Below are 16,444 nucleotides of genomic sequence, written 5' to 3' on the forward strand. Positions count from 1 at the left end.
GGGCGAGAAAGACGGGTGGCGGCGCGCCTCAGGAGGGGGTCCGGCCTCCCTGTCCGGGGTGCCAGCGCCGGGGATCGATCCGGCCGCCGTACAGAGGGAGGTCGATCGGGGCGTCGGCGTCCGTGAACTGCGCCCACATGCGGCTGAGCCCGGCCGTGCCGTAGGTCCGCGCCCGGGTCACATGGTCCAGGTCGAGCACGTCGGTCAGCACGGTGGCGCCCTCGCCCGGTGCTTCGGTTCGGACCAGACCCTCGGGGTCGACGACGAGGCTGCGGCCGGTGCCGAGCGGACCCGCGGTGTTCACACTCACCACGAAGACCTGATTGACGATGGCATTGGCCCTGGCGAGGACCAGCTCCTGGGCACGGTCGGAGGTGGTGGTCATGACCGGGTTGACGATGACCTCCGCGCCCATCCACGCCAGGTGACGTGCGACTTCCGGGAACCAGGCGTCGTAGCAGATGGAGAATCCGACCCGCCCCGTTCCCGGGATGTCGAAGACCACGAAGCGGTCACCGGGGACGTACGGCTCGCGCGGGCGCCACGGGAAGACCTTCCGGTAGAACGCCGCCGGCTCGCCGTCCGGGGAGAATGCCAACGCGGTGTTGAACAGCTCCCCCTCCGGCCCCCGCTCGCAGATGCTGCCGGGCAGCAGCCAGACGCCGAGATCGCGGGCGAGCCGGCCCAGCTCGGCGACGCGACGGCCGTCCAGCGGTTCCGCGGCGTCCTGGAGCTGCCGGTCCGCGTCCTCCCCCTCGTCGACCCCGCACAGGTGCAGCTCGGGGAAGACGATCAGCCGGGTCTGCGGAAAACGCCGCATCACGGCCTCCACCTCCTCGGCGAAGCCGGACACGGGCGCCCCTGCCGGGCGCGGAGGCGCCTGGACGAGGGCGATGGGGAGCGGACGGGACACGGGCAGCCACCTGCTTCATATCGGGTGCACCGAAATTAGAGCAGGATGAGCAGTTAAACAAGAGTGCTCAAGATGAGCTGTTTTCCTGAGCAGCGACTAGAGTGGCGTCATGCCTGGACCCAGCGACCAGCCCACGCCGGGCACGGCTCCCTCTCCGACGCCTTCGGCAGCTGCCGCTCCCGCGCCTCCCCCGGCCCCGTCGGACGCCGGGACCGGGAGCCCGATGGCCCTCAACGCGCCGCCCCTGAAGGGCATTCGGCAGCTGTCGGCCCTGGAGACGGTGCGCGCCCGGATAGCCCTGGCCGTCGACCTCGGGCTGCTGGCGCCGGGCGAGCGATTGCCGGCCACGGGGCAGATCGCCGAGGCCCTGGGCGTCAGCGAGATCACGGTCCGCCGCGCGCTGGTCTCCCTGGACAAAGAGGGCGTGCTGGAACGCCGCCGGGGCCGCAACGGCGGGACCCTCGTCGCCCTCCGGCCTCCCAAGGGCACGGTCGACGCGACCGCCGCCTACCGGTCGGACGCCACCGCCGCCACGGTTCACCAATTGATCGACCACCGGCTCGCCCTCGAATGCGGCATCGCGCACCTGGCCTCCGGCCACGCCGACGACGCGGCTCTAGGAAGCCTGGAGGCCCTGGTCGAGGAGATGGACGGCATTGTCGGGTGGGCGGAGTTCCACCGTTGCGACGAGCGGTTCCACCTCGCCCTGGCCGCCGCCACCGGCCTCTCGTCGATCGTGGAGCCCTACACCGCGGTGCTCCACGACCTCTACCGCTATTACCTGCCGTACCCGGTGGAGACCCTCCGCGACTCCAACGGCGAACACCGCGAGTTGATCGCCGCCCTCCGCGGGCGCGACGCCACCGCCGCCGCCCACATCGCGAAACGCCACGTCGAGGTCCTGCACCGGACCATGTTCGTCGGCCTCATGGGCAACTGAGCGGGCCGCCTTCCAGGACGGACAGATCACGGACCGCCGGAATCGACGCGCACCAGGGCGCGCATCCGGCAGATCTTGGGCGGGGTGGAGGCTTTACGGAGCCCAACACTCCTCGTGGCGGGTTTCGATCGGCCGGAAACGGCAATCCGCTTGTCATGTCCAGACGTACTCGTAGTGGCAAAGGCGAAGCAGCGAAGGTCATCGTCGTCATCGCGGACCTCACCGCGGTGATCCTCGGGCTCTGGATCCTCTTCGCGCTCCTCGACGCAAACCGCGCAAACGACCTGGTCGGTTGGGTGCAGTCGGCGGCCGGTTGGCTGGCCGGATGGTCCCACGACCTGTTCACGATGGACCCGGACTGGCTTCGGACCGTGCTCAACTACGGTCTGCCCGCCGTGGTCTACGTCCTCATCGGACACGCCCTCGCCGCCCGGGTCCGCGCCGCGGCCTGAGCCGAGCCGGCAGGGCGGCTCTCGCAGGTGGCAATGCCTTCCTTGCCCCTGCGCGGGCAGCCGCCCGGTCCGGCCTCGGGCTGCCGGGGTCAGGTCGTGAAGTGGCGGACGTACCGCCGCTGCCAGGGGGTTTCGACGGCGCGAGGGTGGTAGTTCTCGCGTACGAACTCCACGGCCCGGTCGGCCGGTACGCCGTCCAGCAGGGCGAGACAGGCCAGGGCCGTGCCGGTCCGGCCTCGGCCGCCGGCGCAGGCGATCTCGACACGCTCGGCATCGGCCCGCTCCCACGCCTCGCGGAAAACGGCGTCGGCCTCATCCCGGCTGCTGGGCAGCCAGAAATCCGGCCAGCGCAACCATCGGGCCTCCCAAGAGACTTCGGGAGGCTGCCCACCGAGCAGATGGACGGCGAAGGTGGGCATCGGCCCCTCCGGCAGCGGTCGGCGCAGCCCCCGCCCCCTCACGAGACGCCCGGAGGGCAGCCGCAGGACACCGGCGTCGGTCGCCTTCCATGGATCGGTCATCCACACACCGTAGCCACAGCGGACCGGAAGGGCCGTCTCTTCGGCGGGGTCGGGTGGAGCCTCAAAAAACGAGCCCTCCCGCGTCCCGGCTCAGCCGCCCCACGACGTCGGCCGGAACGTCCCTCCGTACATGGGCAGTTCGATCCGGTCGCCGTAGCGGGCGAGCTGGGACCAGGGACGGTTGATGCCGGCGGATCCGTACGTGCGGACGCGGGTGACTGTTTCGAGGTCGAGGACGTCGACCAGCACCTCCTCGCCGGAGCCCGCCTGCTGACGGACGGTCCCCTCGGGGTCGACGATGACGCTTTCGCCGACGCCGGCCGGGTCTGCGGCGTTGAGGTTGACGATGTAGAGCTGGTTGGTCCAGGCGTTGGCGCGCGCACAGACCAGTTCCATCTCCCGGTCGCGGGTGGTGGTGAGGGTCGGCTGGATGATGACCTCGGCGCCCAGCCAGGCCAGTTGCCTCGCCGTCTCCGGGAACGATCCGTCGTAGCAGATCGCGAGGCCCGCGCGACCGATGCCGGGCAGCTCGAACACCACGAACTCACTGCCGGGGGTGGTCTGTTCGTAGGGCTGCCACGGAAAGATCTTGCGGTATCGGGCCGCGATCTCACCCTCCGGGGAGATCGCGAGGGCGGTGTTGTAGGTGAGCCCGTCGTCGGCCTGCTCGTAGAGGCTGCCGGGGACCAGCCACAGCCCGGTCTCGCGGGCCAGGGCGCAGATCCGGTCGCTGAGCGGGCCCGGGACGGTGACCGCCGCCTTCCGCATCCAGTCGGAGCGCGCCTGCAGCAGCGGCGCTTCGGCGGCGAGCATCAGCTCGGGTACGACGACCAGCTGGACGTGCGGGAAGGTCTCACGCACCGCCCGCACCCGGTCGGCGAAGCGTTCCCAGGTGGCGTGCAGGTCGTGCGGGACGGGAGTGGTCTGGATGGCGGCGATGGCGAGTGTGCGCATGGTGATCAGTTCTCCGGGAGGGGCGGGGTGGTGACGGCGGAGGTGGTGACGGACGTGCGGCCGTCGCGGAAGAAGCGGGCGTGGCGGGAGCGGACGAGGAGCATCACGGCGCCGCCGAGCACGATCGAGCCGACGCCGAGCAGGAAGACGCCGCCGACCCCGCCGAGGGAGGTGTAGCCATAGGCGGGGTCGAACATGTCGTAGGCGCTGCGCACGAAGGCCGCCAGCATCATCAGGCCGCCCGCCACCGGCATGACGCCCTTGACCAGCAGGTCGCGCGGTGAGCGGCGCAGGTGCCCGCGGAAGTACCAGGCGCAGGCGAAGCCGGTGACGCCGTAGTAGAAGGCGATCAGCAGGCCGACGGAGAGGATGGCGTCGCCGAGGAAGTCGGTGGAGACCAGCGTGAGCAGGGACAGCACGACGGCCGCCGCGGTACCGAAGAACACCGTGCCGAAGGCAGGGGTGCGAAAGCGTGGGTGGATGCGTCCGAAGGCGGCGGGCAAGGCGCCGTGCGCGCTCATCGACAAGGTGGTGCGCGGGGTCGAGACGGTGCAGGTCAGCAGGGCGCCGATGGCGGAGACACCGATGGCGAGCTGGACGAGCTTCGCCGGGACGTCGCCGAGGACGGCGGGCGCGAGGTTGCTGAGGACGTCGGCGGCGGTCTCCTCGTCGCCGAGTCCGAGGCCGGTGGTGCCGGTGCCGGCGAAGGAGAGGGCGGCGAAGGCGGTGAACAGGTAAGTGACGACAAGGATCAGGGTGGAGGTCACGGCGGCCCTGCCGGGTGTGCGTCCGCTGTCGACCGTTTCCTCGTTGAAGGTGATCAGCGCGTCCCAGCCCCAGTAGATGAACAGGCACAGCAGCACCGCCTCGGCGAAGGCGCCGAAGCTGTCGAAGCCGAAGGGATTGAGCCAGCTCAGGGACGGGGTCGCCGCGCCGTCGTGGGCGAAGGCCGCGATGCCGAAGGCGAGCAGTGCGACGAGTTGCAGGCCGAGCATCGCGTACTGCACATGAGCCGCGAGCTGAACGCCTCGGTAGGCGACCGTGACGGCCAGTGCGAGCAGCAGCACGGCGGCGCCGGTGACAGCGAGGCCGCTGTCCGTCGCCTCGGTGAGGCCCAGCAGGCCCAGGAGCGCCGAGGCACCGACCTGAGCGAGCGCGGTCATGGCGATGACGGTGGCGACGAGGACCGTCCAGCCGCCCGCGAGCCAGCCGGCGGCGGGGCCGAAGACGCGGGTGTTCCACACGAAGGTGGTGCCGCAGTCGGGCATCTCCCGGTTCAGCTCCCGGAAGGCGAAGGCGGTGAGCAGGATCGGCACGAAGCCGAGCAGCAGGGCGGCCGGCGCGAGGTCGCCGGCCACCAAGGTCACCAGTCCCAGGGTGATGGCGATGCTGTAGGCGGGCGCGACGGAGGCGAGTCCCAGGGCGACCGTGGCGAGCAGGCCCACGGAGTCGCCGCGCAGGCCCTTGGCGGTGAGTGGTGATGCGGTGGTGGGCCTGGGGCCGGCCCTGGTGTCGTCCGTGATCATGACGGCCTCCAAGAGGGGAGTGTAAGCACCCGGATTCATTAAAGAGCGATTTAATGAAACGCCTGTGGGCCGGTCAAGTCCTGGGGAGGTATCTTTTCGGTTCGGTTCAGTCTTTGAGGGATGAGGGAACGCGGTGGCACGGACCAAGGACCAGGAGGCGCGGCGGGCTCAGCTGAGCGAGGCCGCCGGGCGGGCACTGCTCAGCAGGGGCCTCGAAGGGCTGCGGCTGCGGGACGTGGCAGAGGAGGCGGGGGTCACCCCTGCGGCGGTCCTCTACTACTACGAAGACCTCGACGCCCTGATGTACGAGACCTTCCAGCAGGCCATCGAGCGTTTCTGCCGGGACCGCGAGTCGGCGGCGGAACGCCACACGGACGCGCGGGAACGGCTGCGCAGCTGCATCGCCGCCGGAGTGGCGGACGGCCCGCACGACCGGCTGCCCCGCCTCCTCTTCGAGTACTGGCCCCGCACCCTCCGCGACCCGAAGGCCGCGGCTCTCGACAGCGCTTTGACGGAACGTCAAATCAGCGTCTACCAGGGAATTCTGGTCCTCGGCGAGGCCCAGGGCCACTTCGCCCTGACGGACGCACCCCGCATGATCGCCGCCAACTTCGTGGCGATGGAGGACGGTTACCAGATGGACGTCCTCGCCGGTCGCCGCACACAACTCGAGGTCATCACGGCGCTGCACTCGTATGGTCGAGCGGCTACGGGGGATCAGTTGGAGGGCTAGGTTGTGTCCGCAAAGTCCCTTCGTCCGCCCGGTGGGCGGGGCTCGCGGTGTCTGGTGCACTGCACTCGCTGCGCTCGCTCCGTCTCCGCTCCTCATTCAGCTGGTGGATGCCGAGCGCCCTCGCAAGGCGGAGGGGCTTCCCGGTACTGGGCGTACCGGGAAGATCCCGACAACGCAGCGAGGGTGCGTGCCAGGCGCCGCGAACCAGAAGGGACCTTGCGGACACAACCTAGGGCGCTGCGGGGCGAGACCGAGTCCCTCGGGCGGTGGCACAGCGGCACCCCGAGGGACGGGGCCCGGGCAGCTCATCAGTCCCAGGCGTTGAAGAGCACGCCGCCCAACGTGGTTGCGTCGTGGAGGCGAACCGCGCTCCATTCGCTCTGGGTGAGTGCTGAGGTGTCCACGTCGGAGAGAGGCGTGGCGAGCGTCTCGGCGCTGAGGACCACAAATCCCGCTTGGGCGAAGGTGGAGGACCACCAGGGCGGGGCGAGGAACTCCTGGCCGTACCCATGCCGCCGTTCCTGGGCGAAGGCGATCCAGGGGTGATGGGCGTGACACAGGATGACGCTCTCGCCTGCGTCGTCGATGACCGACGCGGTGTGGAAGGTGCGGGGGTATGCCCTGTCCTCCACCTCCCCCACCGTGCCTCCGGCGAGGCGGGCGGCCGCGTACAGCCCGGCGCGGAAGGCCCGCCGGTCAGTCTCCGGCAGCGAGCTGTCCTCGGGTCGGAAGAAGCCTGTCGCACCCCGCGGCAGGGAGAAGCTGCTGTTCTCGTCCATGGCCATGAGCTCATCCTGCCCAGCGCCGGAGCGCTGGGCAGGTGGGTATGGGCTATGGCCTCTCAGCCCTCCTCAAGGGCTGGTCATCCCTTCCCCCAGTTCGCGTCGCGCCGGCGCAGTTCGCGTAGCGCGATGGTGCGCTTGTGGACCTCGTCCGGGCCGTCGGCCAGGCGCAGGGTGCGCAGGTGGGCGTACATGCTGGCGAGCGGGAAGTCGTCGGAGACGCCGCCGCCCCCGTGGACCTGGATGGCGCGGTCGATCACCTTCAGCGCGACCTGGGGCGCGGCGACCTTGATCGCGGCGATCTCGGTGCGGGCCTCCTTGTTGCCGACGGTGTCCATCAAGTAGGCGGCCTTGAGGGTCAGCAGGCGCGCCATGTCGATCTCGATACGGGCTTCGGCGATCCAGTCCTGGATGTTGGCCCGGTCGGCGAGGGGTGCGCCGAACGTCGTGCGTGCCTGTGCGCGGTCGATCATGAGGTCGAGGGCTCGTTCAGCCATGCCGATGGAACGCATGCAGTGGTGGATGCGCCCCGGTCCGAGCCGCGCCTGGCTGATCATGAAGCCGTCGCCCTCGCCGGCGAGCAGGGCGGTGCGCGGCACACGGACGTTCTCGAAGAGGACCTCGGCGTGGCCCTCGCGGTCCATGTAGCCGAACACCGGCAGATTGCGCAGGACGGTGACGCCCGGGGTGTCGAGCGGTACCACCATCATGCTCTGCTGCCGGTGGCTCGGGCCGTCGGGGTCGGTCTTGCCCATGACGATGAGGACCTTGCAGTTCTTGTGGAGGGCGTTGGAGGTCCACCACTTGCGCCCGTTGAGGACGTACTCGTCGCCGTCGCGCTCCATCCGCATCTGGATGTTGCGGGCATCGGAACTGGCCGCCGCCGGCTCGGTCATGGCGAACGCCGAGGCGATCTCACCCGCGAGCAGGGGCTTCAGCCACTTCTCCTTGTGCTCCTCGGTGCCGAAGAGGGTGAGGACCTCCATGTTGCCGGTGTCGGGAGCGTTGCAGTTGGTGGCCTCGGGAGCCAGGTGCGCACTGCGTCCCATGATCTCGGCGAGCGGTGCGTATTCGAGGTTGGTGAGCCCGGGGCCCCACTCGGAGTGCGGATGGAAGAGGTTCCACAGTCCCTGCTTGCGCGCCTCGGTCTTGAGCTCTTCGAGGACCGGCGGGTGGAAGTGCGGGTCCCCCGACTCCGCCATCTGCGCCTCGTAGAGGGGCTCGGCGGGGTAGATGTGCCCGTCCATGAAGGCGAGCAGCTTGTCCTGGTACTCCTTGGCCCTGTCGGACGTTTCGAACACGGGTCCTCCCACAGTCGCGGATCGCTGTTTCACTGGTCGGTCGAAGACACCGGCCGAGGGCCCGCCGGTGCCAGCAGTTCTCGCAACTCGCGTGCGGTCGTGGCCGCTTCCCGGTGGACGACTCCCGCGAGGCCGATGCGGTGTGCGGCGGCGATGTTCTGCTGGAGGTCGTCGACCATCACGGTGTCCTCGGGCCGTACGCCGAGCCGCTCGCAGGCCGCCTGGTACGCGCGGCGCGACGGCTTGCGCACACCGATGTCGCGGGAGACGGTCACGGCGTCGAACATGGCGGGCAGGTCGAAGCCCCGATAGCAGTCGTCACCGAGGGAGTTGGAGAGCAGACCGACGCGGTGGCCTTCGGCCCGGAGCTCCGCCACCAGGGCGATCATGTCGGCGTCGGGGCTCAGCAGCGCCTGCATCCGGCTCACCAGGCCCTCGCCCTCGACCGACACGCCGTGCGCCCGCAGGCGCGCGGCGAACCCGTCCTCGAACTCCCGCTCCCCGATGCGGCCTTCTTCGTGCGCAACGAGGAGCGCGCTGCACTGCTCATCCGTTCCCAGCAACCGCAGTGGCAGCCGAGGGTCGGCGCCGAGTTCCTTCCCGAGCCCCTCGAAGGCGTCGACCACGCTGGTGGTCAGGACGCCGCCGAAGTCGAAGAGGACGGCGGTGCGGGTGCTGTTCACTTCACTGCCTCCTGGTAGCGCCGCATGCCGCGTATCCATCGGTCGTAGTCGCTGCCTTTGCGGCGGTAGAAGTCGAGCACCTGCGAGTGCGGCAGGACGAGGAACCGCTCGTCGCCGACGGCGGCCATCACGCGGTCGGCGACATCGAGCGGTTGGAGCAGGTCCCCCGAGTCCAGTACGGCGCGCGCACCTGCACGTTCGGCGGGGTCGGCCGAACGCGTCCCCGCCATGAGGAGTTCGGTCTCGACGCCCTGCGGGCAGAGGCAGCTGACGCGCACGCCCTGGTCCCCGTACGTCACCGAGAGCCACTCGGCGAACGCGACCGCGGCGTGCTTGCTGACGGAGTACGTGGCCGAGCCGATCTGCGTGAGCAGTCCCGCGGCCGACGCGGTACTGAAGAAGTAGCCTCCGCCGCGCTCGATCCAGCCCGGTACGAGCAGCCGCGCCGCACGCACATGCGCCATGACGTTGACGTCGAGCGCACTGGACCACGCGTCCTCGCTCGCGTCGAGCCCGGAGCCGCCACCCACGCCGGCATTGGCGAAGTAGAGGTCGACCGGGCCGAACTCCGACTCGGCCGCGCCGATCAGGCGCCCCAGGTCCTCGGCCGACGAGGCGTCGGCGGCCACTCCCCTGGCCCGCCCGGCATGGGCGTCGGCGAGTTGCTTCGTCGTCGCGTCGAGGCGCGCGGCGTCCAGGTCCGTCAACAGGACGCCGCGCGCGCCGTGTTCGAGGAGGCGCTGCGCGATCGCGGCGCCGATGCCGCCCGCCGCTCCCGTGACGATCGCGACCTTGCCGTTGATCTGCACGAAGTCTCCGTCCCACACATCCCGCACGGCTGCTTGACGACCGCATCGGCGGCCGTCTCCCGAGCACCGTATTTGAATCTGAGTTCAACTTCAATGGGTGGCATGGCGACGAACCGTCAGTGGCCGGGGGCCCTCACCTCCGCGGGTGACCGGCGAAGAACGACCGTACGAGGTCGCGTACGGCGGACACGGTGAGGCGCGGGCCGGCCCGGCCGACCATCGCGGCGCGCCCGGCGGCGGTCATCAGGCCGGCCCCCTGGAGCTGAGGGACGAGGGACGCGTAGTCGGTGAAGACCCAGTGCGCGGCGTCATCGAGCTGCCGCCGGACAACGGGGCCCCCATGGGCGAGGAGCGCTGCCCAGGACCGGTCCAGCCGGGCATCGCGGAAGCCGTCGGTGCCGGCCAGGAGCATCGGCCGGTCCGTCCCCTGCCGGGCCACCGGCAGGAGTTCGCCGTCCATCTGGTCGAGATACCCCTCCAGGTTGACGGCGGTGGCGATCCGCCGGTCCTCGTGGAGCGCCTGCGCGGCCGCGGTGCCGCCCGCGGAGTGCCCGTAGACGCCGACCCGGTCGAGGCCGAGGACGTCGAGGACGAAGCGGAGGTCGGCGACCCGGGTGTCGATCATGGTGCGGAAGGTGGCCGCGTCGGGCGGGCCGTGCAGGGCGGTGGGCCGGACCCGTTCGCGGCCGGGCCGCTCGTCGGGGAACTCCACCTGGCTCGCGTCCCCGGGGTGGTCGACGGTGAGGACCGTCCAGCCGTGTGAGGCGAGGTCCACCGCGAGGGAGCTGCCCGTCGTACGGGCGTCGCCGCCGCCGGGGCTGTAGAGCAGCACGGGGCGCCGGCCGGGCAGGGGCGGGGCGCCGGTCCGGGCATGCGTGAGGGTGGCCGCCCAGTCGACTCCGGACCCCGGGAGCTGTGGGTGGATCCGCTGGGCGATGTCGGCGAAGCGCGCGGCGGCGCCCGGGGTCAGCTGCGGAGCACGCGGGAAGCCGTGGCCGGGGGCAGCCGGCCGCAGGACGGTGACCATGAGTTCGCGTACGCCGATCTTGGGCTCCCAGGGGTCGTCGCGGGAGGGGTCGACGAGGTGAAGCGTGGCGGCACCGACGGGGCAGGGCCCGTCCGGTGCCGGCAGACGCAGAATCGGCGCGGTGGCGCGGTCGAGGGCGGAGGCACCGTCGGCGGCGGAGGCACGGTCGGTGCCGAGCAGCAGCGTGGCGGCCCCGGCGAGGGCGCCCTTGGCCAGGGAACGGCGACCGGGTGTGAAGGAGGAGATCATGGACGGCATCCTGGGGGCGGACACCGTATCGGGGCCAAGCTTGCGGCCTGGCCCGAAAGGCCGGCGCGGAGCGGGGGAAACGCACATGATCCGGATCCACTTCACGGCGGATGATCTCGCCCGCGTACGGTTCGCGCCGCGGCCCTCGCCCTTACCCGAACTGCAAGCGGCCCTGATGATGTTGGGCGCCCCCCACGAGGGGCTGCTGTTCGGGCGCTGGCGGGGCAGGCTGCTGCGGGCCCTGCCGAGCGTGGTTGAGCCGCTCGCGGACCTGGTGCCGGACGGGGTGCCCCCCGCCTTCCTCGACGTTCTCGGCGACACGCCGGAAGAGGGGTTCGCTCTGGTCAGGGCGGCCCGCCCGGAGGTCGTGCGGGCCGGGATCGAGGAGGTGTACGCGCGACGGCCGGCCCCGCCGTGGATCCGCGCCCTGCACTACGGGGACGCCGGTGCCTGGCGGACACTCGGGCGGGCGCAGCGGGCGGCGTACGAGTCAGTACTCGCGCCGGTGTGGCCCCAGGTCCAGGACCTGCACCGGGCGGAGTTCGCCGGCCATGCCCTCACGGTCTCCGAACAGGGTCTCGCCGTCGCCCTGGCCTCCCTGGCCCCCGGGTCACGACTGCGCGACGGGGTCTGGGAATGGCCCCTGCCGGGCGTCCCGGGTGGGCGGGAGGTACGACTCCGCGGGCGCGGGCTGGTCCTGCGGCCGACCTTCCACTGGCGGCGTGGCCCGCTCGTCCAGGATCTGCCGGACCGCCCGGTGGCACTCGCCTACCCGGCGGTCAGCCCCACGCCGGTGGGGATGCCGATCGTCCCGGACGGGGCCGCCCCGGCGGGCGAGCCTCTCGCGGACGTCCTCGGGCGCACCCGGCTCGCCCTGCTGCGCTGCTTGGACGAGGCCCTGACGACCACGGGCCTGGCGCGCCGCGCCGGCGTCAGCAACGCGACGGCTTCCGCCCATGCCTCGGCTCTGCGCGCCGCTGGTCTTCTCACCACCACCCGCACGGGCCGCTCGGTGCACCACCGGCGTACGCCCTTGGCGGAGCTGCTGCTGACCGGCAGCGCGGCCGGCGGCTGACCCGGCCGTCCGGCGCTCGAATCGGCCATCGACGTCCCCACGGCCGGCGGCGCCACCGAGCATCGGTTCGGCTCAGGCTCAGCGGGAACGGTCAAGACGCTCCACAGCCCACGGCATCAAGTCCTGGGCCAGCGCCCGGCTGTACGGGCGGGCCAGGTCGCGCAGTTCCTCGCACGCGTCGGGCCCCAGCGAGGTGTAGGGCTCGGCCGCGAGCCGGTCGGTGACCCGTTCGACGGTGGCTCGACGCTCTCGACCCTCGGCAGTGAGGACGAGATCGGCATCGTCGGTGAGCCATCCCCGCTCACGCAGGCCGTCTGTCGCGCGGGCCCAGTCCTGCGGCGACCAGGACCGGGTGGTGCGCAGGGTCTCGGCCGGGACCGCACCCGTCGCGGCGTGCGTGACCAGCGCTTCGAGGCCGTTCAACGCTGCGCCGAGCAACGCCTGGATGTGGCCGTCGCCGCGGAATTCACGGAGCAGGGTCTGCGCGTGCCACAGCACCAGATGAGGCTCGTCCGGCCACGGGAGCGCGGCGTGCGCGGCGAACAGCGGCCGTCCCTGGAGGAGTGGCTGCGCGGCTTCGGCAGCCCGTCGGGCCAGTTCGGCGGCTCTGCGCAGGCGCGTGGACGCGATGTCCTCGCCGAGGACTCGGCGCAGCGTCGCGTCGATGCCCCGCAATCGTGCGGCCAGGAACGCCGCCGGCGGAGCCGTTTCCCACGCCGCCGGAAGTGCCGCGCGTACGGCCACGGGGTTGAAGTTGTAGAAGGTGGCGATCACGAGTTCCGCGGGGGCCGGGCCGAGCGCCGCGGCGCGCGAGGCGAAGTACGCAGCCTGGCCTGACGACCCCAGCTCGCCGTAGCGTGCCTGGGCTTCGGGCGAGAAGTAGACGGCTCCGTGGTACGGCTCAAGGGTCTGCCATGTCTGGCGCGCATAGGGCGGCGTGGCGTCGGCCGCAGGTTCGGGCTTCATGGGTTCAGCGGCCTCCAGGGGCGGAGTTGCCCGGGTCCGCGGTGTCCGCGGGCGGGAACGCCGCTTCGGTCGTCTCCGGCTTCAGCGAGGCCGGGTCGATGGCCCGCTTGAGGATCTTTCCGGTCGGCCCTTTCGGGAGTGCGTCGACCACCGCCACCAGGTGCGGCACCTTGTAGGCGGAGAGGCGTTCCTTGGCCCAGTGGCGGAGATCTGCCGTGTCGAGGCGGGCGCCGGGCCGTAGGGCGACGACCGCTGCCACCTCCTCTCCGTAGTGGGCGTCCGGGACACCGATGACCGCGGCCTCGACGATGTCGGGATGCTCGTAGAGCACCTCCTCGACCTCGCGCGGGTAGACGTTGTAGCCACCCCGGATGACCAGATCCTTCTTGCGGTCGACGATGCGGAGGTCGCCGTCGGCGTCGATCGTGCCGAGGTCCCCGGTCGCCAGCCGGCCGTCGCGCAGCACCTCAGCGGTGGCATCCGGCCGGTTCCAGTACCCCTTCATCACGACGGGGCCTTTGATGTGCACCTCACCGATCCGGCCGGGCGGCAACTCCGCGCCGTCGTCACCGCGTACGGAAACCTCACAGCCGGGCAGGGCCCGGCCGACGCAGCCGGGTTTCCGGGGGCGTCGCGGGTCCTGGAACGTGGCGGCGCCTGCCGTCTCGGTGAGCCCGTACCCCTCGACGATGGCGCAGCCGAAGCGCTCCTCGAAGGCGCGCATCACCTCGACGGGCAGCGAGGCGCCGCCGGACGAGGCCAGGCGCAGGCCGGTGAAGTCCGCGGCGCCGGCGTCGTCTGCGGCACGCAGCAAGGCGTTCCACATGGTGGGTACGCCCGCGGTGAAGGTCGGACGGTCCCGGCGGAGCATGGCCAGCATGGAGGGCGCGTCGAAGCGTTCAAGCAGGGACAGGCCGGCGCCCGCGCGCATCGTGGTGGCCATGACGCATACCTGGCCGAAGACGTGAAACAACGGCAGTCCCGTCACGGCCCGGTCCTCGGCGGTGATGTCGTACACCTCGCAGAAGATCGCGGCGCAGGCGACCAGGTTGCCGTGGGTCAGCTGGGCGCCCTTGGGCCGGCCGGTGGTGCCGGAGGTGTAGAGCAGGACGGCCGTGTCGTCGTCCTCGGTGGGGTGGGGCGCGCTGTTCGCGCGGTGCGCGGAGCCGGCGTCGAGGTCGACGCGGCGGGTGAGCCGGGCGAGGTCGGAGTCCAACTCTTCGTAGGGGATGGACAGTTCGGCTGCGACCTGCTCGGGAGCCGGTGTGCTCGCGTGCCGGCCCAGGACGAGCGAGACGCCCGCGTCCGCACCGATGTACGCCAACTCCCGTTTCGGCGCCATGGTGTTGGCCGTGACGACGATGGCTCCGGCGGAGAGGGTGCCGTAGTAGGCCGCGGCGAATTCGGGGACGGAGGGGGCGACGAGCAGCACCCGATCACCGGGCCGTATGCCGTGCTCACGCAACCGGCAGGCGACGGCGGTGGCCCGGGCGCGCAGCGTCCCGTACGTCCACGGCTCGCCGGTGTCACCGCGCAGGGCGATGCGTTCGGGGGCGGCCCAGGCGTGTTCCCAGATGGCTTCAGCAGCGTTCGACATGCGCGCGCCTCCCGGGCGTCATTTGGGGTCGAGGGGGCGGAAGACGGGTGGGCGACCCTCCAGATAGCTGGCGACACCCTCCGCGGCATCGGGCTGCCGAAACGCCTCCGGCATCAGCGCGTCCGCCCGTTCGACCGCCGCGGCAAAGTCGGTGTCCAGGCCGCGGTACACCTGATCCTTGATGACGCTCATGGCCGTCGGGGAGCACCAGGTCGCCAGGTCGGTGGCGTACGCCACTGCCTCGTCGAGGATCCGGTCCGCCTCGACGAGTTTGTTGACCAGGCCCATCTCGTGGGCTTCCGCACCTCTGATCACCCGCGCCGACAGCAGCAGGTCCAGTGCTCTGCTCGGCCCCACGAGGCGCGGCAGGAGCCAGGCGATGCCGTACTCGGCGATCAGGCCGCGCCGGGCGAACGCCGTCGTGAACTTGGCGTCCGGTGTGCTGAACCGGACATCGCAGTACAACGCCTCGACGAGTCCGAGGCCGGCCACGGCGCCGTTGACCGCGGCCACCATCGGCTTGCGGACGGTCAGCGGGAACCACCGGGGCCGGCCCCGGTCGAAGCGGTCCGCCGCCTCCGCCGCCGTCAACTCCGCTGCTGCACCGGCCTGTTGCAGATCCGCCATGTCCGCGCCCGCGCAGAATCCGCGGCCCGCGCCGGTGAGGACGATCGCGCGTACGTCGGGGTCCGCCTCCGCTTCGTCGAGCGACGCGAAGTAGCGGCCCTCCAGCTCGTCGTTCCAGGCGTTGAGCCGGTCCGGTCTGTTCAGTGTGATCACCATGACCGCGCCGCGCCGCTCGACGAGAACCGTCTCCCCCACCTGCACCTGAGCACCCTGAGTCACTCGCGTGACCTCCCCAGCTCGTCCCGTTGCCCGGATCCGGATCGTGCGGTGTCCGCCGCGCATCCTGCGGGGCGGTGTGCGCCGCGCAACCCGCGGCGACGAGCCGGACACTACTGTGAAGGTGAAGCCATCTTCAATATTCATGCAAGCCCCGACTCGGGCCGTCGATGTCGGCCGGTTGGCTCCCCTCGCCACCGTGAATGAGGCGGTCAACGCCCTGCGGAGGTGCAACGCCCGAGGTCAGACGGCCACCAGCTGGTAGCATCCGCTGCCACCCGTACGTGCTCGAACGACAGGGACGGACCATCTTGGCTGCCCAGGCCCCGGCCGCAGACGGCCGGAAGCAACCGATCACCCCGCGGAGCAGGCGCGGCATGCGGACGCGCAACGCGCTCATCACCGCGGCGCGTGAAGTCTTCGAGCGCGACGGCTATCTCGATGCGCGGATCACGGACATCACCCAGGCCGCGAACGTCGCGTCGGGGTCGTTCTACACGTACTTCAACAGCAAGGAAGAGATCTTCCAGGCGCTCGTCGAGATGGTGCAGGAGGAAATGCTCCACCCGCACCTGCGCGAGCGCACCGGCATCACCGACACCCGGCAGCTCATCGACGCCGCCAACCGCGAGTATCTGCGCGCGTACCGGCGCAATGCCCGCCTCATGGCGCTCTTCGAGCAGGTCGCGCAGATCGACGAGAACTTCCTGGCGCTGCGCGTGGAGCGCGGGAACGCCTTCGCCCGGCGCAACGCCAAGATGATCCGCGCCCTCCAGCACGACGGCGAGGCCGATCCGAGCCTCGATCCGCTGGTCACCGCGCACGCGTTGTCCGTCATGGTGAGCCGCATGGCGTACATGGTGTTCGTCTTGGAGCACCGCATCCCGTTCGAGCGTCTCGTGACGACCCTCAACAAGATCTGGGAGAACGGCCTTCAGTTGAAGGAGGCGCCCCAGGAGGGCAACCGAGAGCTCCCCGCGGAGCCACCGGCCGACGCCTGACGAGGGCGGCCGAGGCGGCCGAGCGCACGGGGGTAGCCCGGCATGCGCCCCGCTCAAGGACGCACAAGGCGA

17 protein-coding genes are annotated in these 16,444 nt (G+C 71.1%); 5 read left to right on the forward strand and 12 right to left on the reverse strand.

Annotated features, from left to right (window positions below):
* Positions 1-28: 28 nt before the first annotated feature.
* Positions 29-913 carry a carbon-nitrogen hydrolase family protein gene (locus ACH4FH_RS29040; protein WP_398558896.1) on the reverse strand — a complete coding sequence of 295 codons (885 nt, stop codon included), beginning with the start codon at positions 911-913 and terminating at the stop codon, positions 29-31.
* Positions 914-1,136: 223 nt separating this feature from the next.
* Here ACH4FH_RS29040 and ACH4FH_RS29045 point away from each other — a divergent pair, with 223 nt between their 5' ends.
* Together ACH4FH_RS29045 and ACH4FH_RS29050 are read left to right on the forward strand one after the other, a co-directional pair.
* Positions 1,137-1,853, forward strand: coding sequence for a FadR/GntR family transcriptional regulator (locus ACH4FH_RS29045; protein WP_398558897.1), 717 nt, complete (start codon positions 1,137-1,139; stop codon positions 1,851-1,853).
* A 155-nt stretch (positions 1,854-2,008) separates the two neighbouring features.
* On the forward strand, positions 2,009-2,305 hold the full coding sequence (locus ACH4FH_RS29050) for a hypothetical protein (RefSeq protein ID WP_398558898.1): 297 nt from the start codon (positions 2,009-2,011) through the stop codon (positions 2,303-2,305).
* Positions 2,306-2,394: 89 nt separating this feature from the next.
* On the opposite strand, the gene ACH4FH_RS29055 is transcribed toward ACH4FH_RS29050, so the two are convergent.
* The 3 genes from ACH4FH_RS29055 to ACH4FH_RS29065 all read right to left on the reverse strand — a co-directional run bounded on the left by ACH4FH_RS29055 (position 2,395) and on the right by ACH4FH_RS29065 (position 5,306).
* Positions 2,395-2,826, reverse strand: coding sequence for a protein phosphatase (locus ACH4FH_RS29055; RefSeq protein WP_398558899.1), 432 nt, complete (start codon positions 2,824-2,826; stop codon positions 2,395-2,397).
* A gap of 90 nt (positions 2,827-2,916) precedes the next feature.
* Positions 2,917-3,780, reverse strand: a complete 864-nt coding sequence (locus tag ACH4FH_RS29060; RefSeq protein ID WP_398558900.1) for a carbon-nitrogen hydrolase family protein — start codon at positions 3,778-3,780, stop codon at positions 2,917-2,919.
* 5 nt (positions 3,781-3,785) lie between these two features.
* On the reverse strand, positions 3,786-5,306 hold the full coding sequence (locus tag ACH4FH_RS29065; RefSeq protein ID WP_398558901.1) for an APC family permease: 1,521 nt from the start codon (positions 5,304-5,306) through the stop codon (positions 3,786-3,788).
* Positions 5,307-5,439: 133 nt separating this feature from the next.
* On the opposite strand from ACH4FH_RS29065, the gene ACH4FH_RS29070 reads away from it, so the two are divergent.
* Positions 5,440-6,039, forward strand: coding sequence for a TetR/AcrR family transcriptional regulator (locus tag ACH4FH_RS29070; protein WP_398558902.1), 600 nt, complete (start codon positions 5,440-5,442; stop codon positions 6,037-6,039).
* A 308-nt stretch (positions 6,040-6,347) separates the two neighbouring features.
* Here ACH4FH_RS29070 and ACH4FH_RS29075 read toward each other — a convergent pair whose 3' ends face one another.
* The 5 genes from ACH4FH_RS29075 to ACH4FH_RS29095 all read right to left on the reverse strand — a co-directional run bounded on the left by ACH4FH_RS29075 (position 6,348) and on the right by ACH4FH_RS29095 (position 10,890).
* Positions 6,348-6,824: a hypothetical protein gene (locus ACH4FH_RS29075; RefSeq protein ID WP_398558903.1), complete on the reverse strand. Its 477-nt coding sequence runs from the start codon at positions 6,822-6,824 to the stop codon at positions 6,348-6,350.
* Between the two features lie 77 nt (positions 6,825-6,901).
* A complete protein-coding gene (locus tag ACH4FH_RS29080) occupies positions 6,902-8,122 on the reverse strand; it encodes an acyl-CoA dehydrogenase family protein (protein WP_398558904.1) in 1,221 nt (406 codons plus the stop codon).
* A gap of 29 nt (positions 8,123-8,151) precedes the next feature.
* Positions 8,152-8,805 (reverse strand): HAD family hydrolase, encoded by a 654-nt coding sequence (locus tag ACH4FH_RS29085; RefSeq protein ID WP_398558905.1) that lies wholly within the window; start codon positions 8,803-8,805, stop codon positions 8,152-8,154.
* Positions 8,802-9,614 carry an SDR family oxidoreductase gene (locus ACH4FH_RS29090; protein WP_398558906.1) on the reverse strand — a complete coding sequence of 271 codons (813 nt, stop codon included), beginning with the start codon at positions 9,612-9,614 and terminating at the stop codon, positions 8,802-8,804. Before ACH4FH_RS29090 ends, ACH4FH_RS29085 begins: the two co-directional genes overlap by 4 nt.
* A gap of 133 nt (positions 9,615-9,747) precedes the next feature.
* Entirely contained in the window at positions 9,748-10,890 is a 1,143-nt protein-coding gene (locus tag ACH4FH_RS29095; RefSeq protein ID WP_398558907.1) for an alpha/beta fold hydrolase, read from the reverse strand.
* 85 nt (positions 10,891-10,975) lie between these two features.
* Here ACH4FH_RS29095 and ACH4FH_RS29100 point away from each other — a divergent pair, with 85 nt between their 5' ends.
* Positions 10,976-11,965 (forward strand): ArsR/SmtB family transcription factor, encoded by a 990-nt coding sequence (locus tag ACH4FH_RS29100; RefSeq protein ID WP_398558908.1) that lies wholly within the window; start codon positions 10,976-10,978, stop codon positions 11,963-11,965.
* Positions 11,966-12,043: 78 nt separating this feature from the next.
* Here ACH4FH_RS29100 and ACH4FH_RS29105 read toward each other — a convergent pair whose 3' ends face one another.
* From ACH4FH_RS29105 to ACH4FH_RS29115, 3 genes are read right to left on the reverse strand one after another with little or no spacing between them, the layout of a single operon-like run.
* Positions 12,044-12,931, reverse strand: a complete 888-nt coding sequence (locus ACH4FH_RS29105) for a hypothetical protein (protein WP_398558909.1) — start codon at positions 12,929-12,931, stop codon at positions 12,044-12,046.
* 4 nt (positions 12,932-12,935) lie between these two features.
* On the reverse strand, positions 12,936-14,528 hold the full coding sequence (locus ACH4FH_RS29110; RefSeq protein WP_398558910.1) for a long-chain fatty acid--CoA ligase: 1,593 nt from the start codon (positions 14,526-14,528) through the stop codon (positions 12,936-12,938).
* 18 nt (positions 14,529-14,546) lie between these two features.
* The gene (locus tag ACH4FH_RS29115) at positions 14,547-15,374 is read right to left on the reverse strand and encodes an enoyl-CoA hydratase-related protein (protein WP_398558911.1); all 828 of its coding nucleotides are present in this window, start codon (positions 15,372-15,374) and stop codon (positions 14,547-14,549) included.
* 374 nt (positions 15,375-15,748) lie between these two features.
* Here ACH4FH_RS29115 and ACH4FH_RS29120 point away from each other — a divergent pair, with 374 nt between their 5' ends.
* Positions 15,749-16,372: a TetR/AcrR family transcriptional regulator gene (locus ACH4FH_RS29120; protein ID WP_398558912.1), complete on the forward strand. Its 624-nt coding sequence runs from the start codon at positions 15,749-15,751 to the stop codon at positions 16,370-16,372.
* The last annotated feature ends 72 nt before the right edge of the window (positions 16,373-16,444 follow it).

This window comes from Streptomyces sp. NPDC017993, assembly GCF_044328065.1.
Classification (GTDB): domain Bacteria; phylum Actinomycetota; class Actinomycetes; order Streptomycetales; family Streptomycetaceae; genus Streptomyces.

What these genes read in the sequence shown, in the direction of transcription:
- ACH4FH_RS29095 (WP_398558907.1), bottom strand. Translation starts at nt 10,890, where the DNA reads ATGATCTCCTCCTTCACACCCGGTCGCCGTTCCCTGGCCAAGGGCGCC.
- ACH4FH_RS29045 (WP_398558897.1), top strand. Translation starts at nt 1,137, where the DNA reads ATGGCCCTCAACGCGCCGCCCCTGAAGGGCATTCGGCAGCTGTCGGCC.
- ACH4FH_RS29050 (WP_398558898.1), top strand. Translation starts at nt 2,009, where the DNA reads ATGTCCAGACGTACTCGTAGTGGCAAAGGCGAAGCAGCGAAGGTCATC.
- ACH4FH_RS29065 (WP_398558901.1), bottom strand. Translation starts at nt 5,306, where the DNA reads ATGATCACGGACGACACCAGGGCCGGCCCCAGGCCCACCACCGCATCA.
- ACH4FH_RS29120 (WP_398558912.1), top strand. Translation starts at nt 15,749, where the DNA reads ATGCGGACGCGCAACGCGCTCATCACCGCGGCGCGTGAAGTCTTCGAG.
- ACH4FH_RS29100 (WP_398558908.1), top strand. Translation starts at nt 10,976, where the DNA reads ATGATCCGGATCCACTTCACGGCGGATGATCTCGCCCGCGTACGGTTC.
- ACH4FH_RS29075 (WP_398558903.1), bottom strand. Translation starts at nt 6,824, where the DNA reads ATGGCCATGGACGAGAACAGCAGCTTCTCCCTGCCGCGGGGTGCGACA.
- ACH4FH_RS29055 (WP_398558899.1), bottom strand. Translation starts at nt 2,826, where the DNA reads ATGACCGATCCATGGAAGGCGACCGACGCCGGTGTCCTGCGGCTGCCC.
- ACH4FH_RS29105 (WP_398558909.1), bottom strand. Translation starts at nt 12,931, where the DNA reads ATGAAGCCCGAACCTGCGGCCGACGCCACGCCGCCCTATGCGCGCCAG.
- ACH4FH_RS29060 (WP_398558900.1), bottom strand. Translation starts at nt 3,780, where the DNA reads ATGCGCACACTCGCCATCGCCGCCATCCAGACCACTCCCGTCCCGCAC.
- ACH4FH_RS29110 (WP_398558910.1), bottom strand. Translation starts at nt 14,528, where the DNA reads ATGTCGAACGCTGCTGAAGCCATCTGGGAACACGCCTGGGCCGCCCCC.